Consider the following 26,149-nt stretch of genomic DNA (forward strand, 5'->3'; position numbering starts at 1 on the left):
AATAGCTCGCGTCAGTGGGTTCGGCTACGATTCGAAATTATGTTCGAAACACTTGGGGTGCTCGATCCGCTGGCCGACGAATCGGCGCTGATCGAACGCATCGCCGAGCTGGAGCGGATCAAATCCGCGGCCGCGGCGGGCCAGGCTCGGGCAGCGGCCGCCCTGGACGCGGCGCGCCGCGCCACTGAAGCGGCCCTGGGAATGCCCGGCGCGCAGCGCGGGCGCGGGGTGGCCAGCGAGGTCGCACTGGCGCGACGGGACCCGCCCGCCCGGGGCAGCCGGCATCTCGGTTTCGCCAAAGCCCTGGTGCACGAGATGCCTCATACTCTGGCGGCACTCGAATCCGGCGCGCTCTCGGAGTGGCGGGCCACCCTGATCGTGCGCGAGAGCGCGTGCCTGGACGTCGAGGACCGTCGCACATTGGATGCCGAGTTGTGCGCCGACCCGGCCGGCCTGAACGGTATGGGCGATGCCCGAGTGGCCGCCGCTGCCAAGGCAATCGCCTACCGGCTGGACCCTCATGCCGTCGTCGAACGAGCCGCCAGGGCCGAGCATGAACGCACGGTGACGATCCGGCCGGCGCCCGACACGATGACCTACGTGACCGCGTTATTGCCAGTGGCCCAAGGAGTTTCGGTGTACGCGGCGTTGCGCCGCGAAGCCGACGTGCGCGCCGACGGACGCTCGCGCGGACAAGTGATGGCAGACACCCTGGTCGAGCGGGTCACCGGGCGCGAGGCCGCGGTCCCGATACCGATAGCGGTAAACCTCGTCGTGTCGGACGAAACACTGCTGGGCGGCGCCAGCACCCCGGCCGATGTCTGCGGTTACGGTCCCATTCCGGCCGCGGTGGCCCGCGCAATGGTCTCCAACGTCGTCGCCGACCGGCCCTCTCGAGCGACGCTGCGCAGGCTTTATGCCCATCCCCGCTCCGGGGCGCTGGTGGCGATGGAGTCACGGGCGCGGCTCTTCCCGCGCGGTCTGGCCCGCTTCATCGAGTTGCGCGATCAACGTTGTCGCACACCCTATTGCGACGCGCCGATCCGGCATCGCGACCATGCCCAACCCTGGGCCAAGGCCGGACCTACCACGGCAACCAACGGTCTCGGCTCATGCGCACGGTGCAATTACACCAAGGAGGCCGACGGCTGGCAGGTCACCACCAACATCGATGAAAACCATACGCACACAGCAGAATTCACCACACCGACGGGAGCGACCTACCGGTCAGCCGCCCCACCGCGGGCACCCACCATCACGGTCAGCGAAATCGAAGTGCGAGTCGGCATCGCACTGGCCAGGCATGCCGCCTAGTGGGCCACGGATAGTTCACGCAGAGCGCGTTCGGACGGCGACCCCGGCTGTGCCCAAAACGGAACGAGCACATGCCCGGTCGGCTCCAGCGTCAAATGTTGAAAGTGCAGCGTCAACGGCCCGACCAGGGGATGCTGGAGTTTCTTTTTCCCGCTGTTTGCGTGCGTGACATCCGGGCACGACCACAGCATTCGAAATCGCGCGCTCTTCTTCAGGAGTTCGTCGATGACCGCGGTCAAACCTGGGTCCGGATTGCGCACCGCGTAAACGCGAAGCCAGGACACGGCCCGCACTGTGAGTTTTTCCCAATTCCGGTAGAACTTCTGCGTGTACGGGTCCAGAAACAGCGATCGTAGCGTGTTGTCTCCCAGTTCCCGATGTGGAAAGGCAGCCCGCGCAATGGGATTAGCGGCGACCAAATTCAGTGAGCAATCGTGAATGTGCACCGGTGTAAGGGGCCAGCTGTCGATCAACGAATTGATCTCCAGTGCAAGATCTTTCGGACACCCCTTTCCCGGGAGTGGGTGCCGCACCAAGTCCCGCAGATAGGCCGCGTCCCCGTCGTCGAGCTTCAATGCCCGCGCAATACCGTCCAACACCTGATCGGAAGGTCTTTTCTCGCGTCCCTGCTCGATGCGCAGGTAGTAGTCGACGCTGACACCGGCCAACGCGGCCACTTCCTCGCGCCGCAGTCCGGCGACTCGCCGGCGGCCCCCGCTGGGCAGACCCACGTCGGCCGGCTGAAGTTGTTCGCGACGATTGCGCAGAAATTGGGCGAGCGGCGAGACCATCCGCGCCCGCTCGTCGCTGGGCTGATCGCGCTGCGAGCCTTCGCTGCCGTCTACGAGCTGGATTTGGATCGCGGTGGCCTCGTTCATCGGTGTCGTCTCCCTTGCGTCCCGATGCCCACGCCCCAAGCATCGTGAGTAAGACAACGCCGTCACGATTAGTAAGTATTCCTGACTATCCGGCGGTCGCGCGCTGGTGGTCGATCACGGCCCGAAAGTCGTCCAGAAATCTGTGGAAATTGGCAGCGCCGAGATTTCGCGCGTGCGATCATGATGTCGGTCATGATCGCGTCGGCAGCAGCCATCTGACGGCGACCGCGAGCGGTCGGTATCACGAGCTTGGCTCGACGGTCGACCGAATCCGGCGTGCGTACGACGTAGCCCAGGGCTTCGAGGTCGTCGTGATCGACCCGATCACCTGTTTCACCTGCCCGGATAGCCGTGCCAGATCGGTCGCACGCACACCCTCGGGACGCAAATGGGCCAGCACCGCGCCATGGCGGTGGACGATGTCGTCGAACCCTTCGTCGCGTAGCCGGCGGAACAGCTCGCCCTCCACCGCGAACAGCAAGCGACCGGCGAGCAGGCCCAATTCGTCGCCACCGTCGTAGTTCATTGCCGGCCGACCCGCTGCGTCAGCTCAAGAATGTGCTGATCGCCGTGGCCAGATCGGGGGAGGCCGACGTCGCCAGGTTCTGGTAGCCGCCGCCGCTGAGCTGGGCGACCGCCTCCCAGGTGGCCCGGTCCGGATCGGCGCCGAAGTCGATCACGTTGACGGCGATCGGCTTGGCCGGGTCCGCGCTGGTGCGGATGAAATTCTGCAGCCCCGGCCCGTCCAGGGATTGATCCGTGTGCGGCCCGGCGGTGATCACTAGAATCGAATTCGATTGTCCGACACGATAATTGGTCTGCATATCCTGGTAGATCATGCGCAGCGTGGTGAACGAGACCGCGCCGCCGGCCGACGAATACTGCTTGTCCAGCGCGGCCGCCAGGGCCGCCGGGCGGGGCTGGCCGTTGACCGGGTCGGACAGCGGGCCGGTCGCGACCTCCGAGCGGCCCTCGTGGCCGTCGAACGTCCACAAACCAACGATCGCGGTCGGCGGCAGCGCTTTGATCCGGTCCTGTAGCGCCGCGATCACGTTGGCGAGCCTGGTTTTTCCGCCTTCGTCACCGGGCATCGACTGGTCCAACATGATCGTCGCGGCCAGCCCACTGGACGGCGCGGCCATCGCATCGGCCAGGGTGGCGCGCATGGCGTCATCGCCCACCGACAGGGTGGAGGGCAAGGCCGCGAAACTCGTCACCGGGCTGCTCGGCGGTTTGACCCCGTTGACGCGAAAACCGGCTTTGGCCAGCTTCGCGAGCTGTTCGGGCTTGCGCATGAAGTGGGCAAACTCGCTGGCCGCCGACGTCTGCTCCTTCGACAGCCACGAGCCGTTGAGCAGCACGGTGGGGTAGTCCGCGACCGGTGCCGGCCCCGGCGGCAGCCAGGTAGCCAACGTGGTCTTGGCGTCCGGCAGCGACTCGCCGCACTGGAACACCTGCTGCTCGGTGGTGATCACGGCGTGCACCGGGGCGGTTGCCGGGTCACCGGGTTTCAGCAGCACATTCATCGCCTCGGTCAGCGAGTTGTCGGCCAGTTTGGGCTGGCCGCCGGTCAGCGACCGCAGTGCGCCGGCGCCCTGCGTGGGCGGCGCGCCGGGCGGGACGGAGGCCGCCGCGACCGCTTCCCCCGCCAGGTAGGACGCGTCGCTGTTGCCGTTCGTCGGCAACGCCAGTCGCAGCGATCCCCATGCCGGTAACTTCAACGCCGCCAACGAGTTTGGATTGGTCTGCAGGCCGGGCAGCGCGCCCCAGTTTTGGTTCGACAGCGCTTGGGCGAGTTCGGGCCGAACGGCGAGCAGCACCGGCGATGTCACCAGTGAACGGCTGTCGCTGATCGTCTTCTGGCCCGCGGCCGCGGACAGTCGCGCCGCCGAGACCGAGCTGCCCGGGATCCACAGCGCCGGCTGCGAACCCAATTCCGCCGGCCACTTGCCGATGAAACCGGCGACGACGGCGTCGGATCCGGCCGGTTTGACGTCCACCACCATGCAGTGGTCACCGACCGGCCCGGCCGTGGAGTTGTAGCTTTCGGCGAACGGCCGCACCTGGTCGACGATCGACGGGTCGACCACGACGGCGACGGTTTCCTTGCCCCCCACACAGCGCGCGGCGGCCGTGTGCGAGCGATGGGACAACGCGTCGCCGAAGAAACTCCACAGGATGACGGTGCCGACCACGACGATGACCGCGACCAGGGCCACGATCACGCCGATGCTGACCCCCCGCCGGCCGCCGGCGCTGCGGTGACCGCCCCGCCAATCACCGAGCACGCGGTGACCGGACTCGACGTCACCCGGCGTGGCCTCCGGCGGCGCGGAACTTTCCGGCCGAGACGGAAACTCGGGGTATTCGTCGTCGAGGCCCTGGGCGGCGTAGCCGTCGTCGCCGAAGTCCTCCTCGGCGTCCTCGTCCGAATCTTCCTCGTCCGGGTCCGGGTAGTCGTCGTAGTCGTCGTCCTCGTCGAGGTCACGCGGATCGGGCTTGTCGCGTTCCTCTTGGTAGCGGGAAACCAGGTCGCGGGCGGTGAACTTGATCGTCGGGTCGTCGGAAGGGTCGTCGGCCGACTTCCCGGGCATGCTGTGCCTACCCATACCGGGACCCGGTATCAAGCACCGGCGCGGGCCTTGAGCTCACGCCGTCGCCGATGCAGGATCGGCTCGGTGTAGCCGCTGGGCTGCTGCGCACCGGACAGGATCAGTTCCTGTGCCGCCAAGAACGCGATGCTGTCGTCGAAGTTGGGCGCCATCGGGCGATACGCCGCGTCACCGGCGTTCTGCTCATCGACCAGCGGGGCCATCCGTTCCAGACTCGCGCGCACATCCTCGCTGGTGATGATGCCGTGGCGCAGCCAGTTCGCCAGCAGCTGGCTGGAAATCCGCAGCGTGGCGCGGTCTTCCATCAGGGCGACGTTGTGGATGTCGGGCACCTTCGAGCAGCCGACGCCCGCATCGATCCAGCGCACCACATAGCCCAAGATGGACTGGCAGTTGTTGTCGACCTCTTCGCGAATCTCTTCGGGAGCCCAAGCCAGTTCCTTGGCCAGCGGGATGGTCAGCAACTCGTCGACCGTGGTGCGTTTCTTGCCCTGGAGCTCCTTCTGCACGGCAAACACATCCACCTGGTGGTAGTGCATCGCGTGCAGGGTGGCCGCCGTCGGGGAAGGCACCCACGCGGTGGTGGCGCCGGCCTTGGGCTGGCCGATCTTCTGCTCGACCATGTCGGCCATCAGCTCGGTCATCGCCCACATGCCCTTGCCGATCTGGGCCTTGCCGGAGAAACCGGCGGCCAGCCCGATGTCGACGTTGGTGTCCTCGTAGGCCTTGATCCAGGTGGTGTTCTTCATCGCACCCTTGCGGATCATCGGGCCGGCCTCCATCGAGGTGTGAATCTCGTCGCCGGTGCGGTCCAGGAACCCGGTGTTGATGAACACCACCCGGTCGGCGGCGGCCTTGATGCACGCCTTGAGGTTGACCGTGGTGCGGCGCTCCTCGTCCATGATGCCGATCTTCATCGTGCCCTGCGGCAGGCCCAGCACATCCTCGACGCGATTGAACAGCTCGCAGGTGAACGCGACCTCCGCGGGGCCGTGCATCTTCGGCTTGACGATGTAGATGGATCCGGTGCGGCTGTTGGTCAGCGGCCCGTTGGCATCGCCGGACCGCAGCCCGTGGATCGCGGTCAGACCGGTGAACAGCGCATCCATGATGCCCTCGAATACCTCGTTGCCGTCCGCGTCGACGATCGCGTCGTTGGTCATCAGGTGCCCGACATTGCGGACGAACAGCAGGCTGCGTCCGGGCAAAGTCAGCTCGCCCTTGCCGTCGGGCGTGGTGTAGGTGCGGTCGGCGTTGAGCACGCGGGTGAAGGTCTTGCCGTCCTTGCTGACCTCTTCGGCCAGGTCACCCTTGTTCAGGCCCAGCCAGTTGCGGTAGCCCAGCACCTTGTCGTCGGCGTCGACGGCGGCGACGGAATCCTCGAAGTCCATGATCGTGGTGACCGCGGATTCCAGGACCACGTCCTTGATGCCGGCCGCGTCGGTCTTGCCGACCGGCGAGGACGGGTCGATCAGGATCTCGATGTGCAGCCCGTGATTGACCAGCAGCACCGACCAGTCGGGGGAGCCAAGCTCGCCGCTGTAGCCGGCGAACTTCTCCGGGCTGGCCAACCCGGTGGACTCGTCGCCGCCGAGGGCGATCTTGAGCTGGCCGTCTTCGATGCTGACGCCCGTCGCGTCGGCCCACGAGCCCGACGCCAGCGGCGTCGCCTGATCCAGGAATTTGCGGGCGTACGCGATCACCTTGTCGCCGCGAATCCTGTTGTAGCTGCTGCCCTTTTCGGCGCCGTCGGTCTCCGGGATGACGTCGGTGCCGTACAGCGCGTCGTACAGCGAGCCCCAGCGGGAATTGGCCGCGTTCAGCGCGAAGCGCGCGTTGAGCACCGGCACCACCAGCTGCGGGCCGGCGGTGGTGGTGATCTCGTCGTCCACCCCGGACGTGGTGATGGTGAAGTCCTCGGGTTCGGGCAGCAGATAGCCGATGTCGGTGAGGAACTGCCGGTAGGCCTCGGGGTCCAGCGGTTCGATCACGCGCTGGCGGTGCCACTTGTCGATCTGGGCCTGCAGCTCGTCGCGAGTCTTCAGCAAACTTTGGTTCTGCGGGGTGAGGTCGGTGACCACCTTGTCGACGCCGGCCCAGAAGCTGTCTGGGTCGATATCGGTGCCGGGTAGGGCCTCGTTGTTCACGAAGTCGTAGAGCACTCGGCCAACGCGCAAATTCCCCACCGACACGCGGTCAGTCATCTTTCTCCTCCAACTAGCTACGCCGTCAGCCTACCGGGGCGACGGCCCGAACGAACGCCTGCGCCGGACCCGCGATGGCGGGTCACGGTGCGGTTGACGGGCTTCGCCGTGGGCTTCCCGACGGGCCCTGGGGAGCGCGCCGCCGCACCCTGCCCTTCGCCCCATAATGGACCGGCGCCGTTCATCATACGGGCTGGCCGGGGCCCTCTTTTCCGCGCGGGCCCGGCCGATGCCGTCACTGCACGTCGCGCATGCTGCCGACCAGATCCTCCATCAGGTCCTCCATCGCCACCATCGCCACCACGCCCCGGCCGGCGGTGACCAGCGCCAGATGGCTGTTGGTGCGACGCATCCGGGACAGGGCATCGGCCAGCGGCAACGTGATGCTCACCCGCGGCAACGGACGCACCAGCGACAGGTCGATGACCGTCTGCGGATCGTCCCCGAGCGGCAACATGTCCTTGATGTGCAGGTATCCGATGAACCGCCCGTCGGCGTCCGCGACCGGGAAGCGCGAGTAGCCGGTCTGCGCGAGGGCGCTCTCGACGTCGCCGATCGTCGGCCCGGACCCCGGGGCCGCCACCGGCACCGCCCGGACGTCCTCGAGCGCGACGGCCACGTCGCCGACCACCCGGCTGCCGATCTGCAGCGCCCGGGTCAGCCGGGTGTGCTCCTCGGGGTCCAGCAGGCCTTCGGAGACCGATTCGGCGATCATCGCGCTCAGCTCGTCCGGTGAGACCGTGATGTCCAGCTCGTCTTTGGGTTCCACCCGCAACAGGTGCAGCATCGCGTTCGCGCACTTGTTGTAGAAGACGATGAACGGCCGGGCCACCCGCACGTAGGCCAGGTAGGGCGGCACCAGCAGCATCGCCGTGCGCTCCGGGCCGGCCAGCGAGCTGTTCTTCGGCACCATCTCGCCCAGCAGCACGTGCAGCGTCACCACCAAGGCCAGCGCGATCACGAACGACAACGTGTGCCGCACCGCCAGCGGTATCCCGGTCAGCCCGAACGCCGAATGCAGCAGGTTGGCGACGGCTGACTCGCCGATGCGCCCGAGCAGCAGCGAGGCGACGGTGACGCCCAGCTGCGAGCCCGCCAGCATCGAGGCCAGCTGCTCACCGGCGCGGATCACCGTGACCGCTCCCTTCTTGCCTTGCTCGGCCAGCGCTTCGAGCCGGTCGCGCCGCGCCGAGATCAGCGAGAACTCCGCGCCGACGAAGAAGGCGTTGGTCGCGATCAGCAGGATCGCCAGCAGCACTCCGAGGGTGTCGTTCATCGTTGACCGGGCTCCGCCGACGTTTCCGGACGGTTGCTCAGTTCGGTCAGCTCGAGCAGGTCGATGCGCCGGCCGTCCATCCGAACCACCGTCGCCTGCCAGCGAATTGCATTGTCCAACAGGCCATCTCCGTCCAGCGCGGTCAGCTCGACGGTTTCGCCGACCACCGGGATATGGCCGAGCTCGCGCAGCACCAGGCCGCCGATCGTTTCGTACGGTCCTTCCGGCGCCCGATAGCCGGTGGCGGCGGCCACCTCGTCGGTGCGCAGCAACCCCGACACCCGCCAGCCGTTGCCCGCCGCCACGACATCCGGTGTGGCGTCGTCGTGTTCGTCACGGACATCGCCGACGATCTCTTCGATCAGGTCCTCGACCGTCACGATCCCCGCGGTGCCGCCGTATTCGTCGACGACCATCGCGGTCTGCAGCGGGTTGGCCCGGATCTCGGCCATCACCGCGTCGCCGTCCAGGGTCGACGGCACCACCGGCACCGTCTGCACCAGCGTGGTCAGCAGCGTCGAGGCGCGCTCGGCCCGCGGAACCTTGAACACCTGCTTGACGTGCACGATGCCGACGGTTTCGTCGAGGTCGCCGTCGACGATGGGGAAGCGGGAGAACCCCGATTCGGCGGCCGTGGCGATCAGGTCGGCAACGGTGTCGTCGGTCTGCAGCGCCACGATTTTCGACCGCGGCGTCATCAACTCCTCGGCGGTCCGCGAGCCGAATTGCAGCGACCGGCGCACCAGCGCGGCCGTGGCGGGATCTAGCGCACCGGCGCGCGCCGAGCTTCGCACCAGCGACAGCAACTCCTGCGGTGAGCGCGCCGACCGCAGTTCCTCGGCCGGCTCGATGCCCATCTTCCGCACGATCCAGTTCGCCGCGCCGTTCGTCAGCCGGATCACCGGAGTGAACAGCAGCGAGAACATCAGCTGAAAACCGGCGACGGCGCGCCCGGTCGACAACGGGCGCGCCACGGCCAGGTACTTGGGCACCAGCTCGCCGAAGACCATCGACACCGACGTCACGATCACCATCACCATGAACGCGGTGATCCCGTCGGCCATCGAATCCGACACGCCGAGGGCGTCCAGCCACGGGTGCGGCAGGTCGGCGACCATCGGTTCGGTCAGGTAGCCGGCGATCAGCGTGGTGATCGAGATGCCCAGTTGTGCACCCGACAGCTGGAACGACAACCGGTCCTGGGCGCGCTGGATGTAGCGGTCGCGGCGACCGCCCTTGCGGGCGTTGGCCTCGACGGTGCTGCGGTCCAGTGCGGTCAGCGAGAACTCGGCCGCCACGAATACCGCATTGCCAAAGATGAGCACCGCGATGGCGAGCACGCTGACGAAGATGACGGTGAGGTTCATGGCGGGCTTGGCTATCGCGATGGCCCGGGAGACGACGGGAAACCGCCGGGCTCGACGGGTGCCTGCGGCACGTCATCCCTTTCGCGTTGCTGCGGCCGGTGAAGGTCACCGGGATTCATCGGTGAAGGTCACCGGGATTCATATGGTAGCGAAGACATCCGGCGGGGGCGGGGTCACCAGCCCAGCGGCAACGGGTGTCCCTCGGCGAAACCGGCGGCCGACTGCACCCCGACGACGGCTTGCTCGTGCAATTCCGCCAACGTCGAGGCACCGACGTAGGTGCAGGTGCTGCGCAGGCCCGCGGTGATGTGGTCGATCAGGTCCTCGACGCCGCCGCGGTCGGGGTCCAGCCCCATCTTCGACTTGGAGATGCCCTCCTCGAACAGCGCCTTGCGGGCACGGTCGAACGCGCTGTCCGCGGCGGTGCGGGCCACCACGGCCCGCTTGGACGCCATGCCGTAGCTCTCCTTGTACGGCCGGTCGTCGCGGTCGCGCATCAGGTCGCCGGGCGACTCGTAGGTGCCGGCGAACCACGACCCGATCATCACGTTCGACGCCCCGGCGAGCAGCGCCAGCGCGACGTCGCGGGGATGACGAATCCCGCCGTCCGCCCACACGTGTCCACCGAGTTCCCTTGCGGCAGCTGAACATTCGAGTACCGCAGAGAACTGCGGGCGCCCGACGCCGGTCATCATCCGGGTGGTACACATCGCGCCGGGCCCCACACCGACCTTGACGATGTTGGCCCCGGCGCCCAACAAGTCCCGGGTGCCGTCGGCCGACACCACGTTGCCCGCCGCCACCGGCAGACCCAGCTCCAGCGACGCCACGCAGCTGATCGCGTCCAGCATCCGTTCTTGATGCCCGTGCGCGGTGTCGATTACGAGCATGTCGACGCCGGCCTCGGCCAGCGACCGGGCCTTGGCCCCGACGTCGCCGCTGATGCCCACCGCCGCGCCGACGCGCAGCCGGCCCAGCGCGTCGGTGGCCGGGGTGTACAGGCCGGCGCGCACCGCACCCGTGCGCGTCAGCACGCCGGCGAGCTTGCCGTCGGCAGCCGTGACGACGGCCACCTCGATCGGGGCGTGATCGAGTAGGTCGAAAATCTTGCGCGGCTCGGTGCCCAGCGGGGCGCTGACGAAGTCAGACACGGCCACGTCGCGAACCCGGGTGAACCGGTCCACTCCCTGGCAGGAAGCCTCGGTGACCAATCCGATCGGGCGGCCTTCGAAGATCACCACCGCGGCACCGTGCGCCCGCTTGTGGATCAGCGCCATCGCGTCGGACACCGAGTCGTCGGAGGACAGCACGACCGGGGTGTCGAGCACCAAGTCTCGGCTCTTGACGAACTCCACCGTCTGCCGGACCGCCGTGCTCGGCAGGTCCTGCGGCAAAATCACGAGGCCGCCGCGCCGCGCGACCGTCTCGGCCATCCGGCGTCCCGCCACCGCCGTCATGTTCGCGACGACCACCGGAATCGTCGTGCCGGAACCGTCAGCGGTGGACAGGTCGACGTCGAACCGCGACGTGATGTCGGAGCGGTTCGGCACGATGAAGACGTCGTTATAGGTCAGGTCGTAACCGGGCCGCCGGTCGCCGTTCAGAAACTTCATCGCGCTTGCTGAGCCCCCTTGGCTAGACCGGCACTTCGCTGCGGTCGCCACTCCAGAGTGTATGGAACCGTTTGTCCGGGTCGTCGTCGATGCGCTCGTAGGTGTGGGCGCCGAAGAAATCGCGCAGGCCCTGGGTCAGCGCGGCGGGCAGCCGTTCGGTGCGCAGGGCGTCGTAGTACGACAGCGCCGAGGCGAACCCGGGGATCGGAATGCCCAGCTGCGTGGCGGTCACCACGACGCGGCGCCAGCTGTCGATCGACGCCTCGATGGCCTCGCGGAAGTACGGCGCGACGATCAGCGACGGCAGGTCTGGGTTCTCGTCGAAGGCCTCTTTGATGCGGTTGAGGAACTTGGCGCGGATGATGCAGCCGCCGCGCCAGATGGTGGCCATTTCGCCGGGGGTGATGTTCCAGTCGTACTCGATGCTGCCGGCCTGGATCTGATTGAAGCCCTGGGCGTAGGCGATGATTTTCGATGCGTACAGCGCGCGGCGTACGTCCTCGGTGAACTGGGTTGCCTCGGAAGGCTTTTCGCCGAGATCGCCGGAGGCCAGCCCGGTAGTGGCCTTGCGCTGGGCCACCGACCCGGACCGGGCGCGGGCGAAGACCGCCTCGGCGATACCGGTCACCGGCACTCCGAGGTCGAGGGCGGATTTCACCGTCCAGCGGCCGGTGCCCTTTTGCTCGGCCTCGTCCAGGATCAGATCCACCAGCGGCTTGGCCCGTCTTCGCGTCGGTCTGTTTGAGCACCTCGGCGGTGATCTCGATCAGGTAGCTGTCCAGGTCGCCGGAGTTCCACTCGGCGAACGCGTCGGCGATCTCGGGGGCGGTCTTGCCGAGACCGTCGCGCAGCAGCTGATAGGCCTCGCCGATGAGCTGCATGTCGGAGTACTCGATGCCGTTGTGCACCATCTTGACGAAGTGACCGGCACCGTCGGGACCGATGTGGGTGCAGCACGGCACACCGTCGACGTGCGCGGAGATCTCCTCGAGCAGCGGGCCCAGCGACTTGTACGACTCGGCCGGGCCGCCGGGCATGATCGACGGTCCGTTCAGCGCGCCCTCCTCGCCACCGGAGATTCCGGCGCCGACGAGGTGCAGGCCCCCCTCGCGGATCGCCTTTTCGCGACGGATGGTGTCGGTGTAGAGGGCGTTGCCGCCGTCGATGATGATGTCGCCTTCTCCATGGCGTCGGCGAGTTCGTTGATCACCGCGTCGGTGGGGTCGCCCGCCTTGACCATGATGATCACCCGGCGCGGCTTCTCCAGCGCGTCCAGGAATTCCGCGATGGTCTCCGAGCGGACGAAGTCGCCCTCGTCGCCGTGCTCGGAGAGCAACGCATCGGTCTTGGCGATCGACCGGTTGTGCAGCGCCACGGTGTAGCCGTGGCGGGCGAAGTTGCGGGCGATATTCGAGCCCATGACGGCCAGCCCGGTGACGCCGATCTGCGCGGTGCCGGTCTTGGAATTCGACGAGCTCATGTCTTCGCCTCTCAGGTTGGAGATCGTTTTCCGTCACACTGTGGCACAGCGGAGTTCCGGTCCGCCAAAGGGATTCGCCGTAAGCCGCGCTAGAGGTTGAACAGTCGCTTGAGCTCGGTGAGCCACGGCACCGCCAGCGCGACGGTGGGCACCACCAGAACCGCGGCCGCGGCCAGGTAGGCCGCCGCGGACAACATCATGCTGTTGCCACGCCCCGACAGGCGGCGCACCCGCACCACCGTGCTGGGACCACCGGCGGCCAGCGCGCCCGACGGCGCCCGCGCACCCGCACAGGCGACCAGCGCGCGGGCCAGGGGAGTGCGCCCGGCCGCGCGCACCGCGGCGTCGTCGGCGAGCAGCTCCACCAGCAGCTGCACCGCGCCCAGCGCATTGGAGCTGCGGACCAGACGCGGGAACGCGGCGTGCACCGCGGTGAACGCTTCCAGAACCAGGTCGTGCCGGGCGCGCAGGTGCGCCCGCTCGTGGGTCAGGATGGCCGAGACCTCGTCGTTGTTGAGCGTGGTCAGCGTGCCTTCGCTGACCACCACCCGACTGCGCACCCCCGGCAAGCAGTAGGCCAGCGGCTCGGCCACATCCAAGACGCGCAGGTCACGGGTGCGAGCACAGGGTTGGGCGAGGGCCGCGTCGTGCCCCACCCCGACCAGGTCGACCACCATCCGGTGGTGTGCCCGACGGCGCCGATTGGCGATGGCGACCCGCAAGACCGCGACCGCCAGGCGCACACCCACCAGTACGGTCAGCGCGAAGGCGGCGATGTAGGCCGTCCACAGCGGCCAACCGAGCCGCCCGGCCGCCCCGACGATGCTGGCCGTCGGCCGGCCGTCCGGGCCGGGCATGAGGATCCGGGTGGCGATCGCGATACCGGCGCTGAACGCCGAGAGCACGGCGGCCACGGCAACGGCCTGCCACAGCGCCATCGCTGCTCGCGGGGTGCGCAGTGGCCAGGACGCCCGGGCTAATAGGGCTGGTGTTGGACCGATCAGCAGCACCGCGAGGAAGGTAAAGGCCAACGCGGACACCTCAATAGTGTCCCTCAGGGCGCGGGTCTAGCGCCAGCTCATGGCGCATTGCGTTGATTTGCTTCCAATTCGGCGAGCGCGCGCCGCAGTGCCTCGGCCTCGTCGGCGCCGACGCGCTCGACGAAATGCACCAGCGCGGCCTGCCTGCCGCCGGAGTCCTCGGCTTGGGATAGCGCGTCCACCATCAGGCCGGCGACCAGCACGTCGCGGGCCTGCACGGGTGCGTAGCGGTGGGCCCGGTCGTCGCGGATCTGCGATACCAGATTCTTCTTCGCCAACCGCTGCAGCACGGTCATCACCGTCGTGTAGGCGAGGTCGCGGCGCGCCGACAAGGCTTCATGCACCTGGCGGACCGTCTGCGGTTCGGGCATGGACCACAGGTGGTCCATCACCGCGCGTTCCAGGTCCCCCAGCCGTGTCAGCTTGGCCATAGTTCGTTCATCTCCATCAACGTTGAAACCAGCGTACTCCGGCTTACTACTGGCAGTCGTAAAGAAAGCCGGTGAATCGATATCCGACCGTGGGTACACGTGCACCCGGTCCGCGTGGTTCACAGCCTACCCTTGCCAAATTAGGACAGCCTTGCCTATACTCGTGGAGGTCGAGCCAAACAGACCGCCGGAGCGTCCTGAGGGCTGCAGTGACCCCCGGTCTACTCGATCGGCGAGCCCCGTGCCTTCGGGCACGGGGCTCGCCTGTTCTTTGTCGCCGCTATGCGACCGACCGGGCGTGATGGTGTAGACAACAGAGCGTGCCGACGTCGCCAGACCCGATCCCACCAGGTTTCACCGCACCGTTCGATGCCGAGCTGGGCCTGCGATTCACCGAACTCAGCCCCGACGGCGCGCGTGCCCAGCTCGAGGTCACTCCTAAACTGTTGCAGCCGATGGGTTTGGTTCACGGCGGTGTCTACTGCGCTATGGTCGAGAGCATGGCCAGCGTGTCCGCCTACACCTGGCTCGCCACCCAGGGCGGCGGCGAGGTGGTGGGTGTGAACAACAACACAGACTTCCTGCGCTCGATCGGCTCGGGAACGGTCTACGGCATATCCGAACCGATTCACCGCGGCCGGCGCCAGCAGTTGTGGTTGGTCACCATCACCGATGACAACGACAAGGTGGTAGCCCGCGGGCAGGTGCGGCTGCAGAATCTCGAGCCTCGCCGACGGTGAGCGGATCCCCGGGGCCGCATGGCAGGATTTCAGACCATGCGCCTGACGCCGCACGAGCAGGAGCTGCTCCTGCTGTCCTATGCCGCCGAATTGGCTCGCCGTCGCCGCGCCCGCGGCCTGCGGCTGAACCATCCCGAAGCCGTCGCCGTCATCACCGACCACATTCTCGAAGGCGCACGCGACGGCCGCTCGGTTGCCGAGCTGATGGCCAGCGGCCGCGACGTACTCGCCCGTGACGACGTGATGGAGGGGGTGCCGGAAATGCTGGCCGACGTACAGGTCGAAGCAACCTTCCCGGACGGCACGAAGCTGGTCACCGTACACCACCCGATCGCATGATTCCCGGCGAAATCCTCTACGGCAGCGGCGATATCGAGATCAACGCGAATGCCCCGCGCCTGGACATGCTGATCCTCAACACCGGCGACCGCCCGGTGCAGGTGGGTAGCCACGTCCATTTCCCGCAAGCCAACTCGGCGCTGTCGTTCGATCGCGACGCGGCCCACGGCTACCGGCTGGATGTGCCCGCCGCAACCGCGGTTCGTTTCGAACCCGGTGTGGCCCAACATGTTCGGCTGGTGCCGCTGCGGGGGAGCCGCGAGGTGTACGGGCTCAGCCTGAACCCGCCCGGACGGCTGGACCGCTGATGACGAAGCTGTCTCGCGAACAGTACGCCCAGCTGTACGGCCCCACGACCGGCGATCGCATCCGGTTGGCGGACACCGACTTACTGATCGAAATCACCGAAGACCGCAGCGACGGACCGGGGTTGGCCGGCGACGAGGCCGTGTTCGGTGGCGGCAAGGTGCTGCGCGAGTCGATGGGGCAGGGGCGGGCGTCGCGCGCCGAAGGCGCTCCCGACACCGTGATCACCGGCGCGGTGATCATCGATCACTGGGGAATCATCAAGGCCGACATCGGGATTCGTGACGGCCGGATCGTCGCACTCGGCAAGGCCGGCAACCCCGACACCATGTCGGGTGTGCATCCGGATCTGGTGGTCGGGCCCAGCACCGAGGTCATCGGGGGCAACGGCCGCATCATCACCGCGGGGGCCGTCGACTGCCATGTGCATTTGATTTGCCCACAGCTGATGTCCGAGGCCCTCGCGGCCGGGATCACGACGATCCTGGGCGGCGGCACGGGTCCCGCCGAGGGCAGCAAGGCCACCACCGTGACGCCGGGCTCCTGGCACCTGGCCCGCATGCTCGAGGCGCTCGACGGTTGGCCGGTGAACTTCGCACTGCTGGGCAAGGGCAACACCGTCAACCACGAGGCGCTGTGGGAGCAGTTACGCGGCGGCGCTTCGGGTTTCAAGCTGCACGAGGACTGGGGCGCCACTCCGGCCGCGATCGACGCCTGCCTGACGGTCGCTTCCACCGCCGGGGTACAGGTGGCGTTGCACACCGACACCCTCAACGAGATGGGCTTCGTGGAAGACACGCTGGCCGCGATCGCCGGCCGCTCGATCCACACCTATCACACCGAGGGCGCCGGCGGCGGTCACGCTCCGGACATCATCCGGGTCGCCGGCCAGCCGAACGTGCTGCCCAGTTCCACCAACCCGACCCGCCCGCACACGGTCAACACCCTCGACGAACACCTGGACATGTTGATGGTCTGCCATCATCTCAACCCGCAGGTGCCCGAGGATTTGGCCTTCGCGGAGAGCCGGATTCGGCCGTCGACGATGGCGGCCGAGGACCTGCTGCACGACCTCGGCGCGATCTCGATGATCGGCAGCGACTCGCAGGCGATGGGCCGCATCGGCGAGGTGGTGCTGCGCACCTGGCAGACCGCGCACGTGATGAAGCGCCGTCGCGGGGCGCTGCCCGGCGACGGCGCTGCCGACAATCTGCGGGTGCGCCGCTACGTCGCCAAATACACCATCTGCCCGGCCATCGCGCACGGGCTCGACGGCGAGACCGGCTCGGTGGAAGTGGGCAAGCTGGCCGACCTGGTGCTGTGGGAACCGCAGTTCTTCGGCGTCCGCCCGCACGCGGTCCTCAAGGGTGGCATGATCGCCTGGGCGGCGATGGGCGACGCCAACGCGTCCATCCCCACCCCGCAGCCGCTGCTGCCGCGTCCGATGTTCGCCGCCGCGCCGACGGCAGCGGCGGCCACGTCGGTGCATTTCGTTGCGCCGCAAGCGATCGAGGCGGGTCTGGCCGAAAAGCTGGCGGTCGACCGGCGGTTGGTCGCGGTGCGCAACACCAGCGGGCTGGGCAAGGCGGCGTTGCCGCTCAACGATGCGCTACCCGACATTCAGGTCGACCCGGACACCTTCACCGTGCGCGTCGACGGCGAGGTCTGGCACGAGCAGCCGCCCGCGGCGCTGCCGATGGCACAACGCTATTTCCTGTTCTGACGATGTCCGCACTGGCGACGCTGCTTACCCTGGCCGATTCGCGACTGCCGGCCGGCTCCCATGTGCATTCCGGTGGCGTAGAGGAGGCCGTCACCAGCGGCCTGGTGCGCGACCTGGACACGCTAGACGCGTTCTTGCACCGCAGGATTCGCAGCCACGGGTTGGTGACGGCATCGGTCGCCGCGGCACTGCACCGCGGTCAGCTCGACGCCGAGCAAGCCGATCAGGAGACTGATGCGCGCACTCCGGCGCCGGCGGCCCGACAGGCGTCGCGCGGCCAGGGCCGCGGGTTGGCCAGGCTGGCCCGACGGGTCTGGCCGGATGCCGACTGGGACGACCTCGGCCCGCGGCCGCACCTTACCGTCGCGGCCGGGCGCGTCGGTGCCGTGAGCGGCCTGAGCCCCGAGCAGAGCGCGCTGGCCATCGTCTACACCACGATGACGGGCTCGGCCACGGCGGCTCAGCGGCTGCTCGCCCTTGATCCGGCCGACGTGGCGGCGCTGACGTTCCGGCTGGCGGCGTTGTGCGAACACACCGCCACCCAGGCGTGCCTCGGCCTGGCCGAATTGTCGGATCCGTTGCTCGACACCTTGGCCCAGCGGCACACCGAACGTGAGCGACCCTTATTCGCCTCCTGAAAGACATGACATGCCAGCACATTTCCATGGCCATCCGCATCCGCACGCCGACCGACCCAAGCGCATCAGGGGTCCGGGAGAGCCGCTGCGCATCGGAGTCGGCGGCCCGGTCGGCTCCGGAAAGACCGCCCTGGTCGCCGCGTTGTGCCGGCAGTTGCGTGACGAGCTGTCGCTGGCGGTGCTGACCAACGACATCTACACCACCGAGGACGCGGACTTCTTACGTAAGCACGCGGTGCTGCCGAACGACCGGATCGCGGCCGTGCAGACCGGCGGCTGCCCGCACACCGCGATTCGCGACGACATCACCGCGAACCTCGACGCGATCGACGACCTGATCGCCGCCCACGATGCGCTGGACCTGATCCTGGTCGAGTCCGGCGGCGACAACCTGACCGCGACCTTCTCCTCCGGCCTGGTGGACCTCCAGATGTTCGTGATCGACGTCGCCGGGGGCGACAAGGTGCCGCGCAAGGGTGGCCCGGGGGTGACATACTCGGACCTGTTGGTAGTCAACAAGATTGATCTTGCTCCGTTGGTGGGCGCCGATCTCGACGTGATGGCACGCGACGCCGACGCGGTGCGCGACGGGCGCCCGACGGTGTTCCAGTCGCTGACCGAGGACCCAGCCGCCACCGGCGCGCTGGCCTGGGTGCGCAGCCAGCTGAGCGCCTATGCACTCTGAGGTCTTGCTGGTCGCATCGCGGCAGCGGTTGCCGCGCATCGAGTGCAGCGGCGGCATCCAGGCCCGTTGCACCGCGCCCGATACGGTGCACCTGGTATCGGCGGCTGCCACCCCGTTGGGCGGCGACACCATCCGCGTCCGGATCGTCGTCGAGGCCGGCGCGGTGTTGAAGCTGCGTAGCGCCGCCGCCACCGTAGCCCTGCCCGGGTGGAAAACGCCGACGTCACATGCCGATTGGGACATCGAGGTGAGCGGAAGTCTCGACGTCGATCTAGAGCCCACGGTCGTGGCCGCCGATGCGCGGCATGTGTCGAAGGTGGTGTTGGTCCTGCGCGCCGACGGCCGGGTGCGCTTGCGCGAACGCGTCCAGATCGGCAGATGCGATGAGCGCGACGGCTTCTGGTCGGGATCACTATGGGCCGACCGGAGTGATCGCCCGCTGCTGCGGCACCGGCTGGAAATGGGTGCCGGGTCGATCGCCGACGACGACATCGCCGCCCCGCGGGCGACCATCAGCGAATTATGCTATCCGGCAACAGAATCCACGACCATGCCGAGCGAATCGACCGTTCTGAGGTTGGCGGGCGGCGGGACGCTCAGCACCTGGCAACCGCAGCGGCTGGTCGGCTAGCTGGCGGCCCGGGCCGTCTCGGACTCGCGGGCCTCGGCGGCCAGCTCGGCCAGCTGTTCGAGCCGTGTTCGGGCAAAGGCCTGCTGGTCGGTGATGGTCAGCTGACCACGCCGGGTGCTCAGGAACGTCACGGTCCAGGAAAGCAGCGTGGTGATTTTGGTCTTGAACCCGATCAGGTACACCAGGTGCAGCACCAACCACATCAGCCAGGCGATGAAGCCGCTGAACTCCAGCGGGCCGATCTTGGCCACCGCGGAGAATCGCGACACCGTGGCCATCGAACCCTTGTCGAAGTACTGAAACGGCTCGCGTTGGGTGGGGTCGGCGCCGGCGAGTTCGGCCTTGATCGCGTTGGCGACGTACTTGGCGCCCTGGATCGCGCCCTGCGCGACGCCGGGCACACCCTCGACGGCGGCCATGTCACCGACGACGAACACGTTCGGGTACCCGGGGACGGACAGGTCGGGCAGCACCTTGACCCGTCCCGCCCAGTCGAGCTCGGCGGGGGACTGCTCGGCGACGTCGCGACCAAGCCGGCTGGCCTGCACGCCGGCCGACCAGACTTTGCACGCGGATTCGATACGCCGGATGGTGCCATCGGAATCCTTGACGGTGATGCCGTTGCGGTCCATGTCGGTGACCATGGCACCCAGTTGGATCTCGACGCCCATCTTCTCCAGCCGTGCCTTGGCCCGCTCGCCGAGCTTCTCGCCCATCGGCGGAAGCACCGCCGGGGCGGCGTCGAGCAGGATCACCCGTGCCTTCGTCGAATCGATATGGCGGAACGCACCTTTCAAGGTGTACTCGGCCAATTCGGCTATCTGCCCTGCCATTTCGACGCCGGTCGGTCCGGCACCGACCACGGTGAACGTCAGCAGCTTCTTGCGGCGCTCGGGATCACTCGACCGCTCCGCCTGCTCGAAGGCGCTCAGGATGCGACCACGCAGCTCGAGCGCGTCGTCGATCGACTTCATGCCGGGCGCGAATTCGGCGAAGTGGTCGTTGCCGAAGTACGACTGGCCGGCACCGGCGGCGACGATCAGGCTGTCGTAGGGAGTTTCGTAGGTGTGGCCGAACAACTCCGAGACCACGGTTTGGTTGGCCAGGTCGATGTGGGTGACATTGCCCAGCAGCACCTGGACATTGCGCTGATTGCGCAGCACCACCCGGGTTGGCGGGGCGATCTCACCCTCGGAGATGATCCCGGTGGCGACTTGGTACAGCAACGGCTGGAACAGGTGATGCGTGGTGCGGGCGATCATTTTGATGTCGACGTCGGCCCGTTTGAGTTTCTTTGCCGCGTTGAGTCCGCCGAATCCCGATCCGATGATGACAACTCGGTGTCGTCGCTTCGGTTCAGCTGTAGCTACCTGCTGGGGGCTCATTACTGTGGATGCTCCTGGTGGGGCCTCGTAGTGCGCGGTCAAGTTAGCTACAACGCTAGTCATCACGCCGCGGCGAAACCCAGGTAGCAGCCTGTGCAATCAACCACACCAAGCCGTTACCGCTGGTCGCACCAACGTGATTCGCGTCATACCCGCCGCCGACTACGACGTCGGTTACAGACGAACAGCTGCGGCGGCGGTGTGATGACCCCTGGTGAGTACCCAGGTGCGGCGAGACTAAAGCTCACACCGGCGTCGAGAAACCGTACCCGCCCTAGGCGAAACGCGCGAGCGCCCCATGGCTGACGTGCAGTGTCTGGCCGGTGATGTGCCGGGCGGCGGGGGTCGTCAGGAACAGCGCCAACCGGGCGATTTCGTCGGCGACGGACGGCGGGGTGCGCGACAGGCCGTCGTATCCGGCCTGAGTGCTGCGGCCGCTGGCCAGCGCGTTGACCGTGATCCCGCGGGTTCCGAACACGCCGGCCTGCCCGGAGATCCAGCTCGACAACGTGGCTTTGATCGCGGCGTCGACACTTGCCGCGGGCGGGTTTTCCGGCACGACGCTGATGATGGAACCACCGGAGCGCAGGTGGTCACCGACGGCTTGCACGGTCAGCACCGCCGACAGCACGGTCGCCTCGAGGGAGCTGCGCCACACCGCTGCGGTGTCCGACAGCGAGTAGGTGCGCGGGTCGCCGTCGCTCCAGCCGCTGTCGGGCACGTTGACGATGGTGTCCAGGTGGTGGGGGAACAACCCACGAGCCTCCTCAAGGCTGGCCGGGTCGGTGGTGTCGCAGACGATCGCGTCGACGTCCAGCTCTTTGGCAGCGATCTCGAGGTCGCAGCGCCGCGCACCCACGAGGGTCACCTTGTGGGTGCCATCGCGAAATCCCTCGGCTACGGTGCGCCCCAGATCCGTGTCGCCGCCGGTGACCAGCACCTCCAATGCCATACCTCCTCGTGTTCGACATCGAACCCAGACCCCGGCATTCACCAGCGGTAACGCTGTGCCCGACGATGTGAACGTGGTTCCGATGGTGTCACGCCCCCGGGCCGATGCCTGGGATCTCAGCGCGTATGGCGTCAATCTAGCCGAATGTTACTGGACAGTAGTTTTAAGGGGAAACTAAGGACGCCGCGACGCGCGGACAATTTTCGATAACTGTTTGGTCGTCCCTGCTTAACCCACCCCAGGCTAGGGTCTGTCCATGCGTCGGATCGGGGTCCTGGCCGGGTTGGTATCCGCGGTGCTCGTCGCGGGTGTGGTGGCGTGTAGCTCGAAGCCGTCGTCGTCGCCGCCCGCTCCCTCGTCGTCGGCGCCGGGCTCGATCATGGTGTTCGCCGCGGCCTCGCTCAAGCCCGCGTTCACCCAGCTCGGGCAGCAATTCAAGGCCGACAATCCGGGAAGCGGCGTGGAATTCGAGTTCGCCGGCTCCTCCGAACTCGCCACCCAGCTGACTCAGGGGGCGACCGCCGATGTCTTCGCGTCGGCGGACACCGCTCAGATGGACACCGTCGTCAAGGCCGGGCTGCTGGCTGGGAACCCGACGAATTTCGCCGCCAACACGTTGGTCATCGTCACGACGCCGGGCAATCCGAAGCACATCGGTTCCTTCGCCGATCTGGCCAGGCCGGGCACCAGCGTGGTGATCTGCCAGCGGCCGGTGCCCTGCGGGGCGGCGACCCAACGCATCGAAGACAGCACCGGCGGACACCTCAACCCGGTCAGCGAGGAAGTCAGCGTGACCGACGTCCTCAACAAGGTCACCACCGCTCAGGCCGACGCCGCGCTGGTCTACGTCACCGACGCCAAGAGCGCAAAAGACAAGGTGGCGAAGGTCAACTTCCCCGAGGCCGCAGGCGCGGTCAACGTCTATCCCCTCGGGGTGTTGAAGAAGGCGCCGCAACCGGCGACGGCGCAGAAGTTCGTGACCCTGGTGACGTCCGACGCGGGTCAGAAGATCCTGGCGCAGTTCGGCTTCGCCAAACCCTAACCGTGCGCCGGCCCACGACTCTGCCGCGGTGGGTGTTTGTTCCCGCCGCCACCGGCGCCGCCTTCGTGGTGTTGCCGCTGCTGGCGATCGCGATCAAGGTCGATTGGCCGAATTTCTGGTCGCTGATCACCAGCTCGTCGTCCAAGACGGCGCTGCTGCTCAGTCTCAAGACCGCGGCCGCGAGCACGGTGCTGTGCGTGCTGCTGGGCGTGCCGATGGCGCTGGTATTGGCCCGCAGCACGACGCCGCTGGTCCGACTGCTGCGGCCGCTGATCCTGTTGCCGCTGGTGCTGCCGCCGGTGGTCGGCGGCATCGCGTTGCTGTACGCGTTCGGCCGGCTCGGACTGATCGGGCAGTACCTGGAGGCGGCCGGCGTCAGCATCGCATTCAGCACCACCGCCGTGGTGTTGGCGCAGACCTTCGTCTCGTTGCCGTTCCTGGTGATCTCCCTCGAGGGCGCTGCCCGCACCGCGGGATCCGACTACGAGGTCGTCGCGGCCACGCTCGGGGCGCGACCCAGCACGGTGTGGTGGCGGGTCACCCTGCCGCTGCTGCTACCGGGCCTGACGTCTGGCGCGGTGCTGGCATTCGCCCGTTCGCTGGGGGAGTTCGGCGCGACGCTGACCTTCGCGGGTTCCCGACAGGGCGTCACTCGCACCTTGCCGCTGGAGATCTACCTGCAACGGGTGAGTGACGCGGATGCCGCTGTGGCCCTGTCGATTCTGCTCGTCGCCGTGGCCGCGCTGGTGGTACTCGGCCTGGGTGCCCGCCGGCTGACCGGGACAGCCGCGAGGTAGCCGGTGAGCGAGTTGCGGCTTCGGGCGGTCGTGGCGGACCGGCAGCTGGACGTGGAGTTCTCGGTGTCTGCCGGCGAGGTGCTGGCGGTGCTCGGGCCCAACGGGGCGGGCAAGTCGACCGCCCTGCACGTGATCGCCGGGCTGGTGCACCCCGACGAGGGCCTGGTGCGGCTGGGGGATCGGGTGCTGACCGACACCGCTGCCGGGGTGGACGTGGCGACGCACGACCGCCGGGTCGGGCTGTTGCTGCAGGACCCGTTGTTGTTCCCGCACATGAGCGTCGCGGCCAACGTGGCATTCGGGCCGCACAGCCGTCGCGGCCTTTTCCACTTCTCCAAGCAGAAGCAGACGGCCCTGCGCTGGCTGGGCGAAGTGGACGCCGCGCAGTTCGCCGACCGCAAACCCCGGCAGCTGTCCGGCGGTCAGGCGCAGCGGGTGGCGATCGCGCGGGCGCTGGCCGCCGAACCCGAAGTGCTGCTGCTCGACGAGCCGCTGACCGGCCTGGACGTCGGTGCTGCCGCGGCCATCCGGTCGGTATTGCGAACGGTGGTCGCCCGCAGCGGCTGCGCGGTCATCCTAATCACCCACGACCTGCTGGACGTGTTCCCCCTGGCGGATCGGGCGCTGGTGCTCGAGGGCGGGAAGATCTCCGAGGTCGGGCCGGTGCCCGAGGTGCTCACCGCCCCGCGCAGCCATTTCGGGGCTCGCCTCGCCGGCGTCAACCTCGTCAACGGAACCATCGGCGGAGACGGCGCACTGCGGACCCGCGCGGGTGCTCGCTGGTACGGGACCCCGGCCGAGCAGCCGGGCGCCGAGCTGACCAGCGGCCAAGACGCGATCGCGGTGTTCCCGCCGACCGCGGTGTCCGTGTACCGGGACCTACCGCACGGCAGCCCGCGTAACTGCGTCGACGTCACCGTCGCGGAGCTCGATATTCGCGGACCCGCCGTCGTGGTGAGCGGTGCACAGCAGCCGGACGGAGCCCCGGGACTGGCCGCCGAGATCACCGTCGACGCCGCCGCCGAGCTGCGGCTGACACCCGGGGAGCGGGTGTGGTTCTCGGTCAAAGCGCTCGAAGTGGCGTTGTATCCGGCCGCATCCCGACACCCCGACCGGCGGTGAACTGCGTGGACTCCGGTCAGGTTGCGCTCCGGCAACATCGGGAAAACCGCCTGGCATCGCCCGCACGGCACCCTTGCGTCACAGCGGTAACGCGGTAGGTTCGTCGCCATGGATCAGGTGGACTTCAACTCGACACGTCGCAAAGGTTTGTGGGCGACGCTGGCGATCGCCACGGTGACCAGTGCCAGTGCCGTCACCCTCGCGTTGCCGGCGCCCGCGAACGCCGATCCCGAGGTCCCGACTCCGGTTCCGGCAACGACGACCGCACCGCCCCCGGCCGCCGCGCCCGCGCCCGGCGCACCGGCACCCGCTGGGCAATCGGCACCCGCTGGGCAATCGGCACCCGCTGGGCAATCGGCACCCGCTGGGCAACCGGCACCGGGTGACCCGAACGCGCCCGTTCCACCGCCGCCCCCGCCCGTCGACCCCAACGCCGCCCGCATCACCAACGCCGTCGGCGGGTTCAGCTACCTGCTACCCGGCGGCTGGGCCGAGTCGGACGCGTCGCACCTCGACTACGGCTCGGCACTGCTCAGCAAGATGATCGGTCCGCCGCCACAACCCGGTCAGCCCGCGCCGGTAGCCAACGACACGCGCATTGTGATGGGTCGCCTGGACCAAAAGCTCTATGCCAGCGCAGAAGCCAACGACGCCAAGGCCGCCGTCCGGCTGGGCTCGGACATGGGCGAGTTCTTCATGCCGTACCCGGGCACCCGGATCAATCAGGAGTCCGGCCCGCTGACCGGTGCCAACGGGATCACCGGCAGCTCGTCGTTCTACGAGGTCAAGTTCAGCGATCCCAGCAAGCCCAACGGCCAGATCTGGACGGGCGTCGTCAGCGCTCCCAATGCGGCCACCGCCGGACCGCCCCAGCGCTGGTTCGTGGTGTGGCTCGGGACCAGCAACAACCCGGTGGACAAGGTCGGCGCCTCGGCGCTGGCCGAGTCGATCCTGCCCTTCACCCCACCGCCGGCGGCGCCGGCTCCGGGCGCGCCGGCGCCCGCTCCAGGCGCTCCGCCACCGGCTCCGGGAGCCCCCGCGAGCGAGGTCACTCCGACGCCGAGCCCGGCACCGCAACAGACATCGTTTACTACCTAGCCACACACAGGGTGTACCGGGACGACTGCCCGGAATCCTAGGCTGAGCTCGGGCAGCCGAATCGCGAGGAGACTTGCATGGATGTCATGGCAACCGCCGAGTATCTGGCCCAATCGACCACGACGACGAGCGTCGGCGTGATCGGTTACATCATCATCGGCGGCCTGGCCGGGTGGGCCGCAGGCAAGCTGGTGAAGGGTTCCGGGTCCGGAATCTTGATGAACATCGTGATCGGTGTCGTCGGCGCGCTGATCGGCGGCTTCTTGCTGAGCTTCTTCTTCGACACCGCCGCCGGCGGCCGGATCTTCACCTTCTTCACCGCGCTGCTGGGCTCGGTGATCCTGTTGTGGATCGTCGGGTTGGTGCGCAAGAGCTGAAGCCGCCTGTGGCAAATAACGATCGGCGGTCCGCCGGCGGACTGCTGGTCTGCGGCTCGCGTCGAATTCCGGCAGCGGAAATGCTATTTCGCCGAAGCG

25 protein-coding genes and 1 pseudogene are annotated in these 26,149 nt (G+C 67.9%); 13 read left to right on the top strand and 13 right to left on the bottom strand.

From position 1 onward, the window contains the following. Window positions 1-39: 39 nt before the first annotated feature. Window positions 40-1,314 carry an HNH endonuclease gene (locus T428_RS0114740; protein ID WP_025737096.1) on the top strand — a complete coding sequence of 425 codons (1,275 nt, stop codon included), beginning with the start codon at window positions 40-42 and terminating at the stop codon, window positions 1,312-1,314. Here the strand turns inward: T428_RS0114740 and T428_RS0114745 are convergent. The 11 genes and pseudogenes from T428_RS0114745 to T428_RS28260 all read right to left on the bottom strand — a co-directional run bounded on the left by T428_RS0114745 (window position 1,311) and on the right by T428_RS28260 (window position 14,215). Then, window positions 1,311-2,192, bottom strand: coding sequence for a helix-turn-helix transcriptional regulator (locus T428_RS0114745; protein WP_025737097.1), 882 nt, complete (start codon window positions 2,190-2,192; stop codon window positions 1,311-1,313). The two genes, T428_RS0114740 and T428_RS0114745, sit on opposite strands and share 4 nt — an antisense overlap. Window positions 2,193-2,433: 241 nt before the next feature. Continuing rightward, on the bottom strand, window positions 2,434-2,718 hold the full coding sequence (locus T428_RS33640) for a hypothetical protein (RefSeq protein ID WP_211243959.1): 285 nt from the start codon (window positions 2,716-2,718) through the stop codon (window positions 2,434-2,436). Window positions 2,719-2,737: 19 nt separating this feature from the next. Continuing rightward, window positions 2,738-4,801, bottom strand: coding sequence for a substrate-binding domain-containing protein (locus T428_RS0114755; protein WP_025737098.1), 2,064 nt, complete (start codon window positions 4,799-4,801; stop codon window positions 2,738-2,740). A gap of 14 nt (window positions 4,802-4,815) precedes the next feature. After that, complete coding sequence (locus T428_RS0114760) at window positions 4,816-7,008, bottom strand: malate synthase G (protein ID WP_025737099.1); 2,193 nt, start codon at window positions 7,006-7,008, stop codon at window positions 4,816-4,818. A 235-nt stretch (window positions 7,009-7,243) separates the two neighbouring features. Beyond that, window positions 7,244-8,284 carry a hemolysin family protein gene (locus tag T428_RS0114765; protein ID WP_025737100.1) on the bottom strand — a complete coding sequence of 347 codons (1,041 nt, stop codon included), beginning with the start codon at window positions 8,282-8,284 and terminating at the stop codon, window positions 7,244-7,246. Continuing rightward, complete coding sequence (locus T428_RS0114770; protein WP_025737101.1) at window positions 8,281-9,651, bottom strand: hemolysin family protein; 1,371 nt, start codon at window positions 9,649-9,651, stop codon at window positions 8,281-8,283. Before T428_RS0114770 ends, T428_RS0114765 begins: the two co-directional genes overlap by 4 nt. 173 nt (window positions 9,652-9,824) lie before the next feature. Continuing rightward, the gene (locus T428_RS28250; RefSeq protein WP_036468096.1) at window positions 9,825-11,264 is read right to left on the bottom strand and encodes a GuaB1 family IMP dehydrogenase-related protein; all 1,440 of its coding nucleotides are present in this window, start codon (window positions 11,262-11,264) and stop codon (window positions 9,825-9,827) included. A 22-nt stretch (window positions 11,265-11,286) separates the two neighbouring features. Then, window positions 11,287-11,973 carry an NADP(+)-dependent, decarboxylating phosphogluconate dehydrogenase gene (locus T428_RS34650; RefSeq protein ID WP_245604921.1) on the bottom strand — a complete coding sequence of 229 codons (687 nt, stop codon included), beginning with the start codon at window positions 11,971-11,973 and terminating at the stop codon, window positions 11,287-11,289. 67 nt (window positions 11,974-12,040) lie between these two features. Next, window positions 12,041-12,744: pseudogene (locus T428_RS36120) on the bottom strand (NAD(P)-binding domain-containing protein); the annotation flags it as partial. Window positions 12,745-12,833: 89 nt separating this feature from the next. Then, window positions 12,834-13,784, bottom strand: a complete 951-nt coding sequence (locus T428_RS0114785; RefSeq protein WP_025737102.1) for a M56 family metallopeptidase — start codon at window positions 13,782-13,784, stop codon at window positions 12,834-12,836. Window positions 13,785-13,822: 38 nt separating this feature from the next. Beyond that, window positions 13,823-14,215, bottom strand: a complete 393-nt coding sequence (locus T428_RS28260) for a BlaI/MecI/CopY family transcriptional regulator (RefSeq protein ID WP_036468097.1) — start codon at window positions 14,213-14,215, stop codon at window positions 13,823-13,825. Window positions 14,216-14,535: 320 nt separating this feature from the next. Here T428_RS28260 and T428_RS0114795 point away from each other — a divergent pair, with 320 nt between their 5' ends. The 7 genes from T428_RS0114795 to T428_RS0114825 are packed head-to-tail and all read left to right on the top strand — an operon-like array spanning window position 14,536 to window position 19,277. Then, complete coding sequence (locus T428_RS0114795; RefSeq protein WP_025737103.1) at window positions 14,536-14,955, top strand: PaaI family thioesterase; 420 nt, start codon at window positions 14,536-14,538, stop codon at window positions 14,953-14,955. Between the two features lie 36 nt (window positions 14,956-14,991). Beyond that, window positions 14,992-15,294 carry an urease subunit gamma gene (locus T428_RS0114800; RefSeq protein ID WP_025737104.1) on the top strand — a complete coding sequence of 101 codons (303 nt, stop codon included), beginning with the start codon at window positions 14,992-14,994 and terminating at the stop codon, window positions 15,292-15,294. After that, a complete protein-coding gene (locus T428_RS0114805; RefSeq protein ID WP_025737105.1) occupies window positions 15,291-15,602 on the top strand; it encodes an urease subunit beta in 312 nt (103 codons plus the stop codon). The genes T428_RS0114800 and T428_RS0114805 overlap by 4 nt, the downstream gene beginning before the upstream one ends. Further along, window positions 15,602-17,323, top strand: a complete 1,722-nt coding sequence (locus tag T428_RS0114810; RefSeq protein WP_025737106.1) for an urease subunit alpha — start codon at window positions 15,602-15,604, stop codon at window positions 17,321-17,323. The genes T428_RS0114805 and T428_RS0114810 overlap by 1 nt, the downstream gene beginning before the upstream one ends. 2 nt (window positions 17,324-17,325) lie before the next feature. After that, entirely contained in the window at window positions 17,326-17,961 is a 636-nt protein-coding gene (locus T428_RS0114815; protein ID WP_025737107.1) for an urease accessory protein UreF, read from the top strand. 10 nt (window positions 17,962-17,971) lie between these two features. Next, entirely contained in the window at window positions 17,972-18,646 is a 675-nt protein-coding gene (gene ureG / locus T428_RS0114820; RefSeq protein ID WP_025737108.1) for an urease accessory protein UreG, read from the top strand. Beyond that, on the top strand, window positions 18,636-19,277 hold the full coding sequence (locus T428_RS0114825; RefSeq protein WP_036468100.1) for an urease accessory protein UreD: 642 nt from the start codon (window positions 18,636-18,638) through the stop codon (window positions 19,275-19,277). Before ureG ends, T428_RS0114825 begins: the two co-directional genes overlap by 11 nt. Here the strand turns inward: T428_RS0114825 and T428_RS0114830 are convergent. Together T428_RS0114830 and T428_RS0114835 are read right to left on the bottom strand one after the other, a co-directional pair. Beyond that, window positions 19,274-20,662 carry an NAD(P)/FAD-dependent oxidoreductase gene (locus T428_RS0114830; RefSeq protein ID WP_025737110.1) on the bottom strand — a complete coding sequence of 463 codons (1,389 nt, stop codon included), beginning with the start codon at window positions 20,660-20,662 and terminating at the stop codon, window positions 19,274-19,276. The two genes, T428_RS0114825 and T428_RS0114830, sit on opposite strands and share 4 nt — an antisense overlap. Before the next feature lie 274 nt (window positions 20,663-20,936). Beyond that, window positions 20,937-21,614, bottom strand: coding sequence for an SDR family oxidoreductase (locus tag T428_RS0114835; protein ID WP_025737111.1), 678 nt, complete (start codon window positions 21,612-21,614; stop codon window positions 20,937-20,939). Window positions 21,615-21,870: 256 nt separating this feature from the next. On the opposite strand from T428_RS0114835, the gene modA reads away from it, so the two are divergent. The 5 genes from modA to T428_RS0114860 all read left to right on the top strand — a co-directional run bounded on the left by modA (window position 21,871) and on the right by T428_RS0114860 (window position 26,050). After that, window positions 21,871-22,656: a molybdate ABC transporter substrate-binding protein gene (gene modA / locus T428_RS0114840; protein ID WP_025737112.1), complete on the top strand. Its 786-nt coding sequence runs from the start codon at window positions 21,871-21,873 to the stop codon at window positions 22,654-22,656. 2 nt (window positions 22,657-22,658) lie between these two features. Then, entirely contained in the window at window positions 22,659-23,453 is a 795-nt protein-coding gene (locus tag T428_RS0114845; RefSeq protein ID WP_025737113.1) for an ABC transporter permease, read from the top strand. Between the two features lie 3 nt (window positions 23,454-23,456). Then, window positions 23,457-24,575, top strand: a complete 1,119-nt coding sequence (locus tag T428_RS0114850; RefSeq protein ID WP_025737114.1) for a sulfate/molybdate ABC transporter ATP-binding protein — start codon at window positions 23,457-23,459, stop codon at window positions 24,573-24,575. 108 nt (window positions 24,576-24,683) lie between these two features. Beyond that, window positions 24,684-25,673 carry an alanine and proline-rich secreted protein Apa gene (locus T428_RS0114855; RefSeq protein ID WP_025737115.1) on the top strand — a complete coding sequence of 330 codons (990 nt, stop codon included), beginning with the start codon at window positions 24,684-24,686 and terminating at the stop codon, window positions 25,671-25,673. A gap of 77 nt (window positions 25,674-25,750) precedes the next feature. After that, a complete protein-coding gene (locus tag T428_RS0114860; RefSeq protein ID WP_025737116.1) occupies window positions 25,751-26,050 on the top strand; it encodes a GlsB/YeaQ/YmgE family stress response membrane protein in 300 nt (99 codons plus the stop codon). The last annotated feature ends 99 nt before the right edge of the window (window positions 26,051-26,149 follow it).

Origin of the sequence: Mycobacterium genavense ATCC 51234 (assembly GCF_000526915.1) — a bacterium.
GTDB lineage: Bacteria > Actinomycetota > Actinomycetes > Mycobacteriales > Mycobacteriaceae > Mycobacterium > Mycobacterium genavense.

Coding starts and splice junctions, on each gene's coding strand:
- T428_RS0114830 (WP_025737110.1), bottom strand. CDS start 20,662: ATGAGCCCCCAGCAGGTAGCTACAGCTGAACCGAAGCGACGACACCGA.
- T428_RS0114810 (WP_025737106.1), top strand. CDS start 15,602: ATGACGAAGCTGTCTCGCGAACAGTACGCCCAGCTGTACGGCCCCACG.
- T428_RS0114860 (WP_025737116.1), top strand. CDS start 25,751: ATGGATGTCATGGCAACCGCCGAGTATCTGGCCCAATCGACCACGACG.
- T428_RS0114755 (WP_025737098.1), bottom strand. CDS start 4,801: ATGGGTAGGCACAGCATGCCCGGGAAGTCGGCCGACGACCCTTCCGAC.
- modA (WP_025737112.1), top strand. CDS start 21,871: ATGCGTCGGATCGGGGTCCTGGCCGGGTTGGTATCCGCGGTGCTCGTC.
- T428_RS0114745 (WP_025737097.1), bottom strand. CDS start 2,192: ATGAACGAGGCCACCGCGATCCAAATCCAGCTCGTAGACGGCAGCGAA.
- T428_RS28250 (WP_036468096.1), bottom strand. CDS start 11,264: ATGAAGTTTCTGAACGGCGACCGGCGGCCCGGTTACGACCTGACCTAT.
- T428_RS0114805 (WP_025737105.1), top strand. CDS start 15,291: ATGATTCCCGGCGAAATCCTCTACGGCAGCGGCGATATCGAGATCAAC.
- T428_RS0114835 (WP_025737111.1), bottom strand. CDS start 21,614: ATGGCATTGGAGGTGCTGGTCACCGGCGGCGACACGGATCTGGGGCGC.
- T428_RS28260 (WP_036468097.1), bottom strand. CDS start 14,215: ATGGCCAAGCTGACACGGCTGGGGGACCTGGAACGCGCGGTGATGGAC.
- T428_RS0114815 (WP_025737107.1), top strand. CDS start 17,326: ATGTCCGCACTGGCGACGCTGCTTACCCTGGCCGATTCGCGACTGCCG.
- T428_RS0114770 (WP_025737101.1), bottom strand. CDS start 9,651: ATGAACCTCACCGTCATCTTCGTCAGCGTGCTCGCCATCGCGGTGCTC.
- T428_RS0114765 (WP_025737100.1), bottom strand. CDS start 8,284: ATGAACGACACCCTCGGAGTGCTGCTGGCGATCCTGCTGATCGCGACC.
- T428_RS0114825 (WP_036468100.1), top strand. CDS start 18,636: ATGCACTCTGAGGTCTTGCTGGTCGCATCGCGGCAGCGGTTGCCGCGC.
- ureG (WP_025737108.1), top strand. CDS start 17,972: ATGCCAGCACATTTCCATGGCCATCCGCATCCGCACGCCGACCGACCC.
- T428_RS0114740 (WP_025737096.1), top strand. CDS start 40: ATGTTCGAAACACTTGGGGTGCTCGATCCGCTGGCCGACGAATCGGCG.
- T428_RS0114800 (WP_025737104.1), top strand. CDS start 14,992: ATGCGCCTGACGCCGCACGAGCAGGAGCTGCTCCTGCTGTCCTATGCC.
- T428_RS0114760 (WP_025737099.1), bottom strand. CDS start 7,008: ATGACTGACCGCGTGTCGGTGGGGAATTTGCGCGTTGGCCGAGTGCTC.
- T428_RS33640 (WP_211243959.1), bottom strand. CDS start 2,718: ATGAACTACGACGGTGGCGACGAATTGGGCCTGCTCGCCGGTCGCTTG.
- T428_RS0114855 (WP_025737115.1), top strand. CDS start 24,684: ATGGATCAGGTGGACTTCAACTCGACACGTCGCAAAGGTTTGTGGGCG.